The sequence below is a fragment of the Hydrogenophaga sp. genome, from assembly GCF_018780075.1.
Classification (GTDB): Bacteria; Pseudomonadota; Gammaproteobacteria; order Burkholderiales; family Burkholderiaceae_C; genus Hydrogenophaga.
In genome coordinates, this window is sequence record NZ_JADMKB010000065.1 from 1 (window position 1) to 14,381 (window position 14,381).

At 65.2% G+C, this 14,381-nt stretch carries 14 protein-coding genes; 12 read left to right on the top strand and 2 right to left on the bottom strand.

Going from position 1 to position 14,381, the window contains the following annotated elements; genetic code table 11:
• Both IV088_RS12830 and IV088_RS12835 read left to right on the top strand, forming a co-directional pair.
• Positions 1-954, top strand: a 954-nt coding sequence (locus IV088_RS12830; RefSeq protein ID WP_291102485.1) for a HAMP domain-containing sensor histidine kinase, incomplete at its 5' end; no start/stop codon positions are given.
• On the top strand, positions 944-1,495 hold the full coding sequence (locus tag IV088_RS12835) for a response regulator transcription factor (protein ID WP_291102488.1): 552 nt from the start codon (positions 944-946) through the stop codon (positions 1,493-1,495). The genes IV088_RS12830 and IV088_RS12835, both read left to right, overlap by 11 nt.
• A 135-nt stretch (positions 1,496-1,630) precedes the next feature.
• Here the strand turns inward: IV088_RS12835 and IV088_RS12840 are convergent, their stop codons facing one another.
• Positions 1,631-2,233, bottom strand: coding sequence for a hypothetical protein (locus IV088_RS12840; protein WP_291102490.1), 603 nt, complete (start codon positions 2,231-2,233; stop codon positions 1,631-1,633).
• A 105-nt stretch (positions 2,234-2,338) separates the two neighbouring features.
• Here IV088_RS12840 and IV088_RS12845 point away from each other — a divergent pair, with 105 nt between their 5' ends.
• Together IV088_RS12845 and IV088_RS12850 are read left to right on the top strand one after the other, a co-directional pair.
• A complete protein-coding gene (locus tag IV088_RS12845; protein ID WP_291102492.1) occupies positions 2,339-2,902 on the top strand; it encodes a DUF2975 domain-containing protein in 564 nt (187 codons plus the stop codon).
• The gene (locus IV088_RS12850) at positions 2,902-3,129 is read left to right on the top strand and encodes a helix-turn-helix transcriptional regulator (RefSeq protein WP_291102494.1); all 228 of its coding nucleotides are present in this window, start codon (positions 2,902-2,904) and stop codon (positions 3,127-3,129) included. The genes IV088_RS12845 and IV088_RS12850 overlap by 1 nt, the downstream gene beginning before the upstream one ends.
• A 457-nt stretch (positions 3,130-3,586) precedes the next feature.
• Here the strand turns inward: IV088_RS12850 and IV088_RS12855 are convergent, their stop codons facing one another.
• Positions 3,587-4,132, bottom strand: coding sequence for an outer membrane beta-barrel protein (locus tag IV088_RS12855; protein WP_291102496.1), 546 nt, complete (start codon positions 4,130-4,132; stop codon positions 3,587-3,589).
• A gap of 149 nt (positions 4,133-4,281) precedes the next feature.
• Between IV088_RS12855 and IV088_RS12860 the strand changes: the two genes are divergently transcribed.
• The 8 genes from IV088_RS12860 (at position 4,282) to IV088_RS12895 (ending at position 13,657) form a co-directional block, all read left to right on the top strand.
• Positions 4,282-5,589 (top strand): leucine-rich repeat-containing protein kinase family protein, encoded by a 1,308-nt coding sequence (locus IV088_RS12860; RefSeq protein ID WP_291102498.1) that lies wholly within the window; start codon positions 4,282-4,284, stop codon positions 5,587-5,589.
• A gap of 375 nt (positions 5,590-5,964) precedes the next feature.
• Complete coding sequence (locus IV088_RS12865) at positions 5,965-6,561, top strand: NnrU family protein (RefSeq protein WP_291102500.1); 597 nt, start codon at positions 5,965-5,967, stop codon at positions 6,559-6,561.
• Positions 6,562-6,642: 81 nt separating this feature from the next.
• On the top strand, positions 6,643-7,725 hold the full coding sequence (locus IV088_RS12870; RefSeq protein WP_291102513.1) for a PQQ-dependent sugar dehydrogenase: 1,083 nt from the start codon (positions 6,643-6,645) through the stop codon (positions 7,723-7,725).
• A 37-nt stretch (positions 7,726-7,762) separates the two neighbouring features.
• Positions 7,763-8,224: a TerB family tellurite resistance protein gene (locus IV088_RS12875; protein ID WP_291102502.1), complete on the top strand. Its 462-nt coding sequence runs from the start codon at positions 7,763-7,765 to the stop codon at positions 8,222-8,224.
• Between the two features lie 1,218 nt (positions 8,225-9,442).
• Entirely contained in the window at positions 9,443-9,913 is a 471-nt protein-coding gene (locus tag IV088_RS12880; protein WP_291102504.1) for a helix-turn-helix domain-containing protein, read from the top strand.
• 185 nt (positions 9,914-10,098) lie between these two features.
• Positions 10,099-11,757 (top strand): NAD(P)/FAD-dependent oxidoreductase, encoded by a 1,659-nt coding sequence (locus tag IV088_RS12885; protein ID WP_291102507.1) that lies wholly within the window; start codon positions 10,099-10,101, stop codon positions 11,755-11,757.
• A 14-nt stretch (positions 11,758-11,771) separates the two neighbouring features.
• Positions 11,772-12,539: an SDR family NAD(P)-dependent oxidoreductase gene (locus IV088_RS12890; protein ID WP_291102509.1), complete on the top strand. Its 768-nt coding sequence runs from the start codon at positions 11,772-11,774 to the stop codon at positions 12,537-12,539.
• Between the two features lie 59 nt (positions 12,540-12,598).
• Positions 12,599-13,657 carry an alpha/beta fold hydrolase gene (locus IV088_RS12895; RefSeq protein ID WP_291102511.1) on the top strand — a complete coding sequence of 353 codons (1,059 nt, stop codon included), beginning with the start codon at positions 12,599-12,601 and terminating at the stop codon, positions 13,655-13,657.
• Positions 13,658-14,381 lie beyond the last annotated feature (724 nt).

The window sequence follows — 14,381 nt, forward strand, 5'->3', positions numbered from 1 at the left end:
GCGGTGCTGCTGCCGGTCTGGGCCACCTGGGTGATGGTGGGCGTGACCACGCTGTGTTTTGCCGGGCTGGCGCTGCTGGCCCTGCCGCTGCCCCTGCCGCTGGACCACGACCGGGGCCTGGCCAGCCCCTACACCCAGGGCATGCTGATCTGTTTCGTCCTCAACGCCGCGCTGCTGGTGGTGTTCATCACCCGCATCGCCGGCAACCTGCGCGAGCGCGACACGCGCCTGGCCCTGCTCAGGCAGCGCGCGGCCGAAGAAGAGCACGTGGTGCGCATGGGGCTGCTGGCCTCGGGCGCGGCCCACGAGCTGGGCACACCGCTCTCGACGCTGGCCGTCATCCTGGGCGACTGGCAGCACCTGCCGCACTTCAGCTCCGAGCCCGAGCTGGCCGACGACGTGGCCGAGATGCAGGCCCAGGTGGCGCGCTGCAAAGCCATCGTCAGCGGCATCCTGCTGTCGGCCGGCGAGGCGCGGGGGGAGTCGTCCGGCGAGACCACGGTCTGTGCCTTCCTCGACCACGTCGTGCAGGCCTGGCGCGAGCGGCGCCCCGGGGCCCACCTGCAGTACCACAACGGCTTCGGGCGCGACCTGCCCATGGTGGCCGACTCCGCGATCCAGCAGATGATCGGCAACGTGCTGGACAACGCCCACGAGGCCTCGCCCGACGCGGTGTGGTTCGAGGCCCGCCGTGAAAACGGCTTGCTGACGCTGACGGTCTGGGACCACGGCCCGGGGTTCGCGCCCCACCTGCTGCCCCAGATCGGCAAGCCCTACCAGTCGAGCAAGGGGCACCCCGGTGGCGGGCTGGGGTTGTTCCTGGTGTTCAACGTCGCCCGCACGCTGGGGGGCGCCGTGGCGGTGCGCAACCTCGACGAGGGCGGCGCTCAGGTGCGCATCACCCTGCCGCTGCTGGCCATCACCCTGGCCGAGGACGAACCCCATGGCACCTGAAGACACCGCGCCCAGAGAGCGCTTGCTGATCGTCGAAGACGACGCGGCCTTCGCGCGCACGCTGGCGCGCTCCTTCGAGCGCCGCAACCACGAGGTGCGGGTGGCCGCGAGCCACGAACAGCTGCTGGAGCAGCTGCGCAGCTACGCGCCGACCCGGGCGGTGGTGGACCTGAAGCTGCAGGGCGAGGCGTCCGGCCTGGCCTGTGTGCGCACCCTGCTCGCGCACGACAGCAGCATGCTGATCGTGGTGCTGACCGGTTTCGCCAGCATCGCCACCGCGGTGGAGGCGATCAAGCTCGGCGCCTGCCACTACCTCGCCAAGCCGTCCAACACCGACGACATCGAGGCCGCGTTCGGGCGCGCCGAGGGCACGACCGAGGTGGCGCTGACCAACCGCCCCAGCTCGATCAAGACGCTGGAGTGGGAGCGCATCCACCAGGTGCTGGCCGAGACCGGCTTCAACATCTCGGAAACCGCCCGGCGCCTGGGCATGCACCGCCGCACCCTGGCCCGCAAGCTGGACAAGCAGCAGGTCAAGTAAGCGGGTTCCGAGTTGCATGTAGCCGGAGCACCACCCCGAGGCATGAAGTGATGCACCCCAGGGCACCGCCGGGCTGGCTTCGCCAGACGGCCAGTGCCGCCCCCTGGGGGGGAGCGCGAAGCGCTGCGGGGGGAGTCACTTCTCGCCCAGCCTCCGGATGTCTTCGGGCGTGCCGTTCCACACCTCGAAGAACCCCTCGCTCTGTTGGATCTGCATCCAGGTGGACCACTTGGTGCGGGCCAGCGCCGGGTCGGTCACGGCGAGGTCGTTTTGCTCCACGCCCATGGCCAGCGAGCCGCCGCGCTGGTAGCCCGGTTGCGCCTGCGCCAGCCGCACCGTGGCCTGGATGCGTCGCAGCTCGGCCTGGGTGGCCGGCGGCAGGCTGTAGACCAGCCAGCGGCGGCCCGGGCCGGGCGCGTCGAGGCCGAGCGTGGCGCCGCCGGTGGTGGTCATGGCCAGCGGCAGTTTCTTGTCCACCGGCTCGAACGCGCCCGCCACCTTGGGTGTGAGCTTGAGCAGCAGGTAGGGCACGGCGCCGGCCGGTGGCGTGAGGCGCGCGTCCACCTGCAGCGCCACCATGAAATGCGCCGGGTTGGCGTCGAGCATCTGGCCCGAGAGCTGGGCCAGGCGCGGCAGCGAGCGCAGCGGAATGCCGCCGCAGCCGGCGAGGGCCGCGCCGGCCCCGAGCACCAGGCTGCGGCGGGTGAGAAACGACAAAGGGGAGGGTGTGTGTGACATGGCATACCTTGGGTTGGTTTGACAAAATTATCATAAAACAATAAAATATTGTCAAATGACAATCACAAACCACGGCCCCAAAGGCCTGTCTGACGGAGCCAAGCCATGACCACCAACCCCCGCCCCACCGCCGTTCCCTCGCTGCAATCCGTGCGCCGCATCAGCCGCTGGATGGTCGCGGCCTGCTGGGCCATCCTGCTGCTCTTGCCGCTGGCGCTGCTGGCCTACTGGGCCACGGCCAGCGACGCGGTGCTGGCGGGGCACGCCAGCCTCCCGTCGGGTGCGGTTCAGGGGCCCTTGCGCCCCTGGCAGCGGCTGGCCGCTGGCGCGGTGATGGGGGTGCCGCTGGCGCTGCTGCTCATGGGGGTGTGGCAGGCGCGGCGTTGCTTCGAAATGTTTGCCCAGGGTCAGGTCTTCACCGCGCAGGCCACCCACCTGTTGCGGCGCTTCGCGGGCTGGGTCGCCTGGGCGGCGCTGGCCGCGCTGCTGGCCAGCGCGATCACCTCGGTGCTGCTGACCCTGCACCACCCGCCCGGCATGCGCCACCTGGCGATCAGCGTCGGCTCCGACCACGTGTTCACGCTGTTTTTTGCGGGCCTGGTGTGGCTGATGGCCGCGGTGATCGGGCAGGGGCAGTCGATGGCCGAAGAAAACGAGGGTTTCGTCTGATGCCCATCGTCGTTCAGCTCGACGTGATGCTGGCGCGGCGCAAAGTCAAGTCGCGCGACCTGGCCGAGTTTGTCGGCATCACCGAGGCCAACATGTCCTTGCTCAAGCAGGGCAAGGTGAAGGGGGTGCGCTTCGAGACGCTGGAAAAAATCTGCGAGTACCTGCAGTGCCAGCCGGGGGACTTGCTGGTGTTCGTGCCTGACGTTGAGCCGCCGGTGGTGTCTTGAGTGAGGCGTTTCGTTGCTTGCACCTCGCGGCCAAGGCGTGCGCGCTCAGGCCGCAGCGCTTGGGTGAGGCGGTCGGCGCGGTGCGCCGACTTCCCTGCGATGCTCGCGGCCGTGGCCCGTCGCCAAACTCGCTCCGTTCGCTGGCGCTCTCTGCGCTCAGACATGGCGACGAATCAGTTGACAAAGCGCGCAGCGCGCGCGGCCACGGCCCCTGCGCTTCTCGGCGCCTCACAAGGCGCGCTGCGGCCTGAGCGCACACGCCTTGGCAGACACACTGTTGGCGTACCACCGGTGGAATACCCCAACGCTGCTTGCTGCGGCGGGCGCTGTCCGGAGTCGGCGCGAAGCGACGCCCGCCCCGGATGAGACACCCTGTGTCAACCCCCCGCCGTTTTGAGCATGGTTTGAAGCCCGCCGTGGGCGGTTGGGTCATAGGGTTTTCGGTCGGTCCAGACGCTCAGAAACGCAGGCCGAGGTTGAGCGAATAGCCGTCCACGCTGGCGCCGCCGCTGTCGAGGTAGTTCATGTGGTCCACGCTCAGCGAGAGGTGGTCGGTGGGCATGAGGCGCAGCCCGAAACCGTAGGAGAGCTTCTTGTCTTCGCCCGAGCCCAGCCCCTGGAACGTCACCTTGGTGCGCGCCATGCCCACGCGGCCGAACACCTCCACCGGGCCCAGACCGAACTTCGGCGTCAGGTACACGCCGTAGAGCTGGTTCACCTTCGCTGTGGTGCTGACGCCACTGGAGCCGCTGTTCTTCACGCTGCTGCTGCGGGCGTTGAGGCCGCCGATGGCTTCGATCGCGAAGCTGTCGATGAGCTGAAAACCCACCAGGCCCCGCAGCATCACGGGCTCCGCGGTGGCGCGCAGGCCGATCACCGGCACCGACAGGCCAAGCGACAGCGGCGAGTAGCCGATCTCGCCGTACACGCTCTGGGCCTGCGCCCACGGCGCGCTGCCGCCCGCGGCCAGCAGGGCCGCCATCACCAGGTGTTTTTTGTTCATGTTCGCTCCGCTGAAAATAGGGTTGACCGATTCTAGGAGCCCGCCCGTGCCCTGTATTGGGGCGGCTGGCGGCCGGTGCTCTGGCTTCGATAATCGGTCTTTCCACCGCACGGCGGCGCCGATGCCACCTCATTCCCCCTGGTCTTTGCATGCACACCCTTGAACAACTGCGCAGCGGCGCGCTCGCCGGCACCCGCCGGCTCGATCTGAGCGCGGGTCTGACCGAGCTGCCGAGCGAGGTGTTGGCGCTGGCCGACACGCTGGAGGTGCTCAACCTCAGCGGCAACCGCCTGACCTCGCTGCCGCCCGGGCTGTCGCGCCTGAAGAAGCTGAAGATCGTTTTCTGCTCCGACAACCCGTTCACCGAACTGCCCGAGGTGCTGGGCGACTGCCCGGCCTTGGAGGTGGTGGGGTTCAAGGCGTGCAACATCACCCGCGTGCCCGGTGCCGCGCTGCCGCCGGCCTTGCGCTGGCTGATCCTGACCGACAACGCCATTCACCACCTGCCCGATGCGCTGGGTGAGCGCCCGCTGATGCAAAAGCTCATGCTCGCGGGCAACCGCCTGAGCGCGCTGCCCGGGGGCCTGGCCCACGCCGAGCGGCTGGAGCTGCTGCGGCTCTCGGCCAACCGCTTCGAGCAACTGCCCGCCTGGCTGACCGCTTTGCCGCGCCTGGCCTGGCTGGCGCTCTCGGGCAACCCGCTGGGCTGGGCCGTGCCCACGCCCGCGCCCTTGCCCCGGATGCCCTGGGGCCAGCTGCGGATCGGCGAGGCGCTGGGCGAAGGTGCGTCGGGGCGCATCTCGCGGGTCCAGGCGCCGGGCCACGGGACGGGGCTCGCGCTCAAGCTGTTCAAGGGCGCGGTCACCAGCGACGGCCTGCCCGAGCACGAACTGGCGGGCAGCCTCGTGGCCGGCCAGCACCCGGCGCTGTGCACGCCCGTGGCCGAGCTGGGTGACCACCCGCAAGGCACGCCGGGCCTGCTGTTGCCGCTGATCCCGCCGGGGCATGTGCACCTCGCGGGGCCGCCCAGCATGGAGAGCTGCACGCGCGACGTGTACGCCGAAGGCTGGCGCATCGGTGCGCCGCAGGCGCTGCGGCTGGCCCGCACCATCGCCGGCGCGGTGGCCCACCTGCACCAGCGAGGGGTGGTGCACGGCGACCTGTACGCGCACAACATCCTGTGGAACCCGCAGAGCGGTGAGGCGATGCTGAGCGATTTCGGCGCGGCAACGCTCTTGCCCTTGGGCCAGCCGGAACTTCGTCGGGCCTTGCAGGCGCTGGAGGTGAGGGCCTTTGGGTGCCTGCTGGAAGAGCTGGTGGCGCACGCCGGCGCCGGCGATTGGCCGGTGTGGGCCGCTCTGGATGGGCTGGCGCGGGCCTGTTTGCAGACCGATCCGGCGCTGCGTCCCGGCATGGACGAGGCGGTTCTGGCGCTGGGGCGGGTGGCTGGCGGCTGAGTCGTTTCGCTCTGCCTTCGGCGCTCGTTGCGGGTGGGCACGGGCAGGTGGTCCGGGTGGTCGTTCTCCGTTCCACCGCTCGGGCGTCTGCATGGTCACGCTGCCGTTGCTTCATCAACACCGTTGCAGCGCACCCGCTCTGTGGCAACCGCGAATGGGGACTGCGCCCGCCCACCCAAACCACCTGCCCCAACGTGATGCAGGAGCGAGCCAGCAGGCATACCCACTCCTTTTGGGTGACGCCATCGGTCCCAGCGAGGTGCTGAAACACCCATCGCCGAAATCCGCTGTGCGGCGCTTCGCGCTACAGTCGGCAGCTCATCGCGCCAGGTCACCTTCAGGCCTTCTGGCGTGCAATCAACAGGGGAGATGGACATGGCGTGGCTGGTTCTGGGGCTGGTGTTGTTTCTCGGCGTGCACAGCGTCTCCATCGTGTCGCCCAGGGGGCGCAACCGGCTCGCGGCGCAGATGGGCGAAAACGCCTTCAAAGGCCTGTATTCCGTGGTGTCGGCCGTCGGGCTGGTGCTCATCGTCTGGGGCTACGGCCTGGCGCGCGAAACCCCGGTGATGCTCTACAGCCTGCCCGGGGGCTTCCGGCACCTGGCCGCGCTGCTCCTGCTCCCGGTCTTCGTGTTGCTGCTCGCGGCCTACCTGCCCGGGCGCATCCAGCGCGCCACCAAACACCCCATGCTGCTCGCGGTCAAGCTCTGGGCGCTGGCCCACCTGCTGGCCCAGTCGGTCACGGGCGGCTCGCTGGCCGATGTGCTGCTGTTCGGCGGCTTCCTCGTGTGGGCTGTGGCCGACCGCATCTCGGTGAAGCGCCGCGCGTTGGCCGGGCTGATCCGCAGCGCGCCCGCCTTGCCCGCCAGCGGGGCCAACGACGCCATCGCCCTGATCGGCGGTCTGGCGCTCTATGGCCTGACGGTGATGTGGGCCCACGCGGCACTGTTCGGTGTGCGCCCCTTTGGCTGATCCTGGGAACCCTGGGGCTGGCAGGGGCTCCCACCGCGATCGCTTGAAACACAGGAGAACCCCATGACCCGTGCGTCCCTCATGGCCATCCCGCTGGCGCTGTTGTTGGCGGCGAGCGCCAACGCGGCCAAGCTGCGCACCGAGGTCGTGGCCAGTGGCCTGCAGAACCCCTGGGGCCTGGCCTTCATCGACGGCGGTCGCCTGCTGGTCACCGAGCGGCCGGGCCGCATGCGCGTGGTCGCGGCCGACGGCACGCTGGGTGCCCCGCTCGCGGGCCTGCCCAAGGTCGACGCCCAGGGGCAGGGCGGCCTGCTCGACGTGGTCACCGACCGCGACTTCGCGCGCAACCGCACCGTCTACTTCTGCTTCTCCGAGCCCGGTGCCGGCGGCAACTCCACCGCCCTGGCCTCGGCCCGCCTGTCCGACGACGCCACCGCGCTGGAGAGCGTGAAGGTGGTGTTCAGCCAGAAGCCCAAATTCGCCAGCAAGGTGCACTTCGGCTGCCGCATCGTCGAGGGCAAGGACCACACGCTGTTCCTCACGCTCGGCGACCGCTTCGCCCGCAAGGACGACGCCCAGACCCTGGACAACCACCACGGCAAGGTGGTGCGCCTGCGCAAGGACGGCACGGCGCCGCCCGACAACCCCTTCACCACGCGCCCCGGCGCGCTGCCCGAGATCTGGAGCTACGGCCACCGCAACCTGCAGGGCGCGGCCCTGGGCCCCGACGGCCGCCTCTGGACCAGCGAACACGGCCCGCAGGGCGGCGACGAAATCAACCACCCCGAGGCCGGCAAGAACTACGGCTGGCCCGTCATCACCTACGGTGAAAACTACGGCGGCGGCGCCATCGGCCAGGGCATCACCAGCCAGGCCGGCATGGAGCAGCCGGAGCACTATTGGGTGCCGTCCATCGCTCCCTCCGGCATGGCCTTCGTCACCAGCGATCGCTACGGCAAAGCCTGGAAGGGCAGCATGCTCGTGGGCTCGCTGAAGTTCCAGCACGTGGCCAGGCTCACGCTCAGCGGCACCAAGGTGGTGAAGGAAGAAAAACTGCAGGCCGACATCGGCGAACGCGTGCGCGACGTGCGCGAAGGCCCCGACGGGTTCATCTACCTGCTGACCGACTCGCGCAACGGGCGGGTGCTGCGGTTGTTGCCCTGAGCCCGAACACAGACACCACCTTTCACCACCCTTCACCATGCTTCGCACCCTCAAAGACCTGTTCGACAGCTTCACCGCGCCCGCCGAGCCTGCGCCCGCCGAACGCCAACACACCGTGCAGCTGGCCACCGCCGTGCTGCTGGTGGAGGTGCTCAAGGCCGACCCCGTCACCGGGCCCGACGAGCAGGCGGCGCTGTTCGCGGCGCTGAAGGCCACATTTGCGTTGGCGCCCGACGAACTCGCGCGCCTGGTGGAGCTGGCCGAGGCCACGGCCCAGGGCCTGTACGACTACCACCGCTTCACCAGCACCCTGAACGAGCGGTTCACCCAGGAACAGAAAATCCAGGTGGTCGAGGCCATGTGGCAGATCGCCTTTGCCGACGGGCACCTCGACGTGCACGAGAACCACCTCATCAGCAAGGTCGCCGGCCTGCTGCACGTGACGCACGGTGAATACATCGCGGCCAAGCTGCACGCCAAGGTCGCCGCCAGCCACTGAGGGCGGGCGCTGCCCTGGGCAAGGTGGCGCGTGGTCCTTTCCGCCGGATGCAAGGACTCCGCCGTTTGAGCGGCAGATGTACCTGCACCTTGTGCCGCGTCGCCACACTCGCCATGGGCATGGGCTCCAGCAGCGCCACCCCGCTGTGCAGGTGCACCAGCTCACCCACGACTGCGCGCTCAGCCGCGCTTTTGCTCCCAAGGCTCAGCGGGCGAGGACAGTGGCCGCGCGCTGGCTCGAAGCGTTGGCTGTGCGGCAGAGCCTGAGGTTTGCCGCAGGCAGCATGTCGCCGACGGTTTGGGTCGAGCGGTATGGGGACTGACGCGTGTCGGCTGTCGGCCAGGAGCCGGTAGTTCACTCAGTGGCGTTCAACGCCTGGTCAAGGCTGGTTGCTGTCACTCGACTTTTACGACTGGGCTCTTTCGAGGCGCCAAAACCGGCACACAAGTCAGGATTTCAAGTGACCAGTCAACTATCTGAACCGGTCGCTCGGCAAGTGTCGACTGGTCAAATCATGAGAATGGCCGCTCGCACCTCGGAAGAACTGGTGCACCGACCCCCTACAGACCTTCAGCCAGCACGGATGCGGCCGTTCAAAGCGGCTGATCCTTGTAGGCCCGTAGGGCTGTCAAAAGCCCTGAGTCGCGCCGAGATCGTCGCTCTGATCAGCCAAGCCTCCAACCTAATGACTGTGTCCAGCGCGAGAATCGAGGTCCGGCAGGCGACGCCACAGCCCGTTGCAAGTAGTGGTTTACCCTATTGATGATTTCACCGGTATGTTTGTCACTGGCACTGTTGAACCATATCAATATGCCAGTTCTGATATCGCCTCCGGACCTGCCCAATTGGGTACCAGGCAGAGTCATGTCAGCAAGCGATGGTCTCGGGTGGAAAGGCGTTTCTCATCGTTCGTACCGATATACCGGGCTGGACGTGCCGATCCCACCGATGGACCACGTCATGATCGTCCGCTACAGGTCGGGTCAAACGCCAATGGAGCGTTGTCTGGACGGGAAGTGGAGCAAGGCTGCTTGTGAACCCGGCGTTTTTTCATTGTTGACGCACTCCGAGTCGTCACATTGGTACTGGACGCAATGCATAGACGTGTCCCACACCTATTTGTCAGAAGCTCTCATGTGCAGGGTAGCGTCAGATGTTATGGAACGACAGGTAGCAGAGGTCCGACTTCTTGACCTGCTGCGCGCACAGGACCCCGTCGTGACCAACATCGCCGATGCCATCACACTGGAGGCCCAACAGCAGGGATTGGGTGGAGCTTTGTACGCAGAGGCTCTAGCGATGCAACTCACAGTGCATCTGCTGCGTCGCTATGCTGCAGTGACCTACAGGGACTGTTTCGTCGCAGGAGCACTCCCGCCTGGTCGCTTGCGCCGACTGGATGAATACATTGAGACTCACCTACACGAGGACATCACCATCGAGCAAATGGCCAAGGTGGCAGAACTCGGCGTGTGGACATTTACGAGACATTTCAAGTCGACCACCGGTCGCTCGGCTCATGCGTATGTGATGGACCGACGGGTCGAACGCGCCCGCCGCCTTCTGTCTCAAGGACTGATGGCCATTAAGGAGGTTGCGTTTGCTTGCGGGTTTTCAGATCAGGCGCACATGACCCGAGTCTTCCAGGCTCGACTTGGCGTCACGCCGTCTCGCCTAAAAAAGGTGTAGTGACTCTCATCGAAGGTGCCAGCGTCCGATTCACCGTCAGGTACAAAAAAACGCCTGAAATCGACAAGACCCGAGAAGCGGGTGTCTCCAAGATTCGTTCTCGGTATTGCACAACCTCTTTGAGGCTGTGATACCGAATTCACCGGCCAGCACAGCCGGTCAACATGAACGTCACAGGAGACAAGATGGACACCATCACTTTGCAAAAGGCCGACCAAGGCCAGTCGAAATCCGCCGTCACAAGTTATGACGCGGTTGTCATCGGAGCTGGCGTGGCCGGCTTGTACCAATTGCACCGCCTTCGAGAAATGGGCATGTCCGTGAGGGCATATGACACCGCGTCCGGCGTGGGAGGCACCTGGTACTGGAACCGCTATCCCGGCGCCCGCTTTGATTCACAGGCCGAGATTTACCAGTACTGGTTCTCGGAGGAGCTGTACAAATCCTGGCAACCTTCGGAGCGCTTCCCAGCACAACCGGAAACAGAGCGCTGGCTGAATTACGTGGCCGACAAGCTGGACCTGAAGAAGGACATCCAGTTCAGCACCCGTATCACCTCGGCCCATTTCGACGAAACGGAGAACCGCTGGAACATCACTACCGACCAGGGCGAGAAAATCCAGGCACAGTTCCTGATCGCCTGTTGCGGCATGCTGTCAGCACCTCTGTCGGACCGCTTTCCCGGCCAGACCAGTTTTAATGGCGAGATTTACCACACTGGCCTGTGGCCCAAAACCCCGGTGGATTTCAAGGGCAAGCGCGTGGCCGTCGTCGGCACCGGTGCCACAGGCATCCAAGTGATCCAGACCATCGCTCCCGAGGTCGGATCGATGAAGATCTTCGTACGCACACCACAGTACGTGATCCCGATGAAGAACCCCAAGTACAGTGCTGAGGAATGGGCCAAGTGGGGAGCACAGTTCCACCAACTCAAGAAGCGCGTGCGCGAGACCTTTGCCGGCTTCGACTACGACTTCGATGCCGGTCCGTGGGCCGAAAAAACCCCTGACGAGCGCACAGTCGTGTTGGAAAAACTGTGGAACGACGGCTCACTGGCTCTGTGGCTGGCCTCGTTCCCTGAAATGTTCTTCGACGAACAAGTGAGCGAAACAGTGTCGGAGTTCGTTAGGGTCAAGATGCGCGATCGCCTCAAGCACAACCCGGACCTGTGCAAGCTCCTGATCCCGGCTGCGACGGACTTCGGCTTTGGTACCCACCGCGTACCGCTGGAAAACAAGTACCTGGAGGTGTACTTGCAGCCCAACGTCGAAACGGTGGACTGCCAGCAGTCCCCGATCGAACGCATCGTGCCCGAAGGCATCCAGACCGCCGACGGAAAGGTGCACGAGGTGGACATCATCGTGTTGGCCGTGGGCTTTGACGCAGGTTCCGGTGCGCTCAGTCGCATCGACATCCGTGGCCGCGGGGGCCGCTCTCTGAAAGAGCAGTGGTCGCAGGAGATTCGCACCGCCATGGGCCTTCAAGTGCATGGCTATCCCAACTTGTTCACCACTGGCGCGCCGCTCGCACCGTCTGCCGCCCTGTGCAACATGACCACCTGCCTGCAGCAGCAGGTGGACTGGATCAGCGATTGCCTTGCCTACGTGCGCAAGCAAGGCAAGACCGTGGTGGAAGCGAGTAAGGATTTTGAGGATGCCTGGGTGCAGCACCACGATGAAACCGCTGCCAAGACACTCGTGGTCAAGACCGACTCCTGGTACATGGGTTCGAACGTGGATGGCAAGCCGCGCCGCCTGCTGTCGTACATCGGTGGGGTGGGCAACTACCACGCCAAGTGCGATGAACTGGCACGAACCAGCTACCCCGGTTTCGACATTCGCTGAACCGGGAGACCCATATGAGCAGACTAAAAGGTCAAGTGGCGGTGGTTACCGGTGGAGGCAATGGGCTGGGTGAAGCCATCGCGCTGCGGATGGCCGAGGAAGGCGCTGCAATCGCTGTCTTTGACATCGATGCCCGTGGCCAGACGGTGGTGGATGGACTCGAAGCCGCCGGCCACCAAGCCATGTTCGTGCGAACCGATGTGACAGACGAGGCGCAGGTACGCAGTGCCATGGACTCAACCGTCAGCCGCTTCGGGCAATTGAACGTGCTGGTGAACAACGCTGGCATCGAAGGGGTCAACAAACCCACCGACCAGTTGCTTCTGAGCGAATGGGAACACGTGATGGCTGTCAACACGACCGCCGTCTTCCTGTGCACGAAACATGCAGTGCCCCACCTCAAGCGCAGCGGGGGCGGATCCGTGGTCAACATCTCGTCGATCTACGGAATCGTCGGGGGCGGCGACATCCCGCCGTACCACGCGGCAAAAGGTGCTGTTCGCACCATGACCAAGAACGATGCCCTGACATACGCCGCAGACCGGATCCGGTTCAACTCGGTGCATCCGGGCTTCATCTTCACGGCGCTAGTGAAGCGGTACGTGAACGACGCAGGATGGGATGCCACTGCCGCCAAAGCGTCTCTGGACGCACTGCACCCGCTGGGCGGAACAGGCACACCGGACGACATCGCTTGGGGCGTGGTCTACCTCGCTTCGGACCAGGCACGCTGGGTCACGGGCGCCGAACTGGTCATTGACGGCGGCTACACAGCGCGCTGATGCAAGCCGGGGCGGTCACCTTTGGCCGCCCCATCCTCACTACAAACACGGAGACAAGCATGAATACCTACTACACACAAGAAAACCACGGCCCATTTCAGCTCATAGACATTGGGCGCCTGGAACTCGCAGAGGGCGGCGTTCTGGAGCACTGCGAGCTGGCCGTGGCCACCCATGGCAAGCTCAATGCGGCCAAGGACAACGCCATCCTGGTACCCACGTGGTACTCGGGAACCAGCAAGATCATGGAGCAGGTTTACATCGGGCCCGGACGGGCACTGGACACGACCAAGTACTTCATCGTTGTTGTCAATCAGATCGGCAGCGGCCTTTCTGTGTCACCGCACAACAGCACCGGGGCACACGCGGGGCCCAATTTTCCGAAGGTGCGCATCTGCGACGACGTGCGTGCCCAGCACCGTTTGCTGACGGAGCACTTCGGCATCCGGCGCCTGGCGCTGGTCACCGGAGGCTCCATGGGGGCGCAGCAAACCTATGAGTGGGCGGTGCGCTATCCCGACATGGTGGAACGCGCCGCTCCCATTGCCGGAACGGCCTGCAACACCGAGCACGACTTCCTTTTCACGGAAACATTGATCGAGGCCATCACCACCGATCCGGGTTTCCAAGAGGGCCACTACCAGTCATCGGCTGATGTCGCTGCCGGCCTCAAACGCCATGCCATGCTGTGGACCGTGATGGGTTGGAGTACAGAGTTCTTCCGGGGCGGTCGCCACCGCGTGCTGGGCTTTGAGTCCATGCAGGCTTTTGTGGATGGTTTCATGACCGGGTATTTCGGCCCAATGGACCCCAACAATCTGTTGTGCATGGCATGGAAGTGGCAGCGCGGAGACATCAGTCGAAACACTAACGGGGACAAGGCTGCGGCTTTGGGCCGTATTCGCGCTAGAACCTATGTCATGCCCATCGCCACAGACATGTTCTTTCCGCCGTCCGACTGTCAAGCAGAACAGCAGTTGATCTCGAACAGCGAATTCAGGCCGATCGCCAGCTATGACGGTCACCTCGCCCTGTTTGGCACAGACGCAGATGCGATCGCCCAGATTGACCTCTATCTGAAGGAGTTGCTGGCGGAGCCGGCGCCCCATCTGGATTGACACATTCGCTCACGAGCACTGCCGCTAATGCACAGTGGCAGTGCTACTGAAATCGCACCGACTCCAGTGTCAATATTTCGGGGTGAGATGGAATCAGATATGCACTTCGGCGCCATCGCACATGGGGACCGTAGAGACTCCAGTGTTCGGGGGCCCAGACACGACAAGACCATGATGGTCGTCAGCGATGCCCAGACATGTTTGTTCGCGCCGAGTGAGTCCTCAGGCCAACGCGTCGTTAATTGACACTCGGCTATCTCAGTCCCATACAGTTCGAGCAAGCTCAAGATGTTCACGTCGGTGCCAACGAAACCTGCATCAGCCTAGAACTGGCAATTCTGAGTACAGCACCAGACGCCCGTATCGGATGTGTGCTGGCAGTCCAGATAGTGAGGAATCGGGCGGTGGCACCGCCAGACGAGTCGCGGACGCCCTACGACTGCAGTACCACGGATAGCTGTCACTTTGGCCAGCGCCGGTCCCTGTAAACAACAGCCACTTCTGGCAATCGGAGTGAGTGCGCCTGGCAGCAACCACCGGCCGCAACCGCTGCACATCTGCCGGTCGCCCATGCGTCTCGGCTCCAGGCGACCACCCCGACCAGGGCCCTTGTCGAGGATTCGCCGGGCCTCCAGGCAAAATCCAAATGATCGGGGCGAGCTTGGCGTCGGGCCTGCCGGGAATCCCACCTTGAAGAATGGAGCAGCATCAATGGCACTGACGA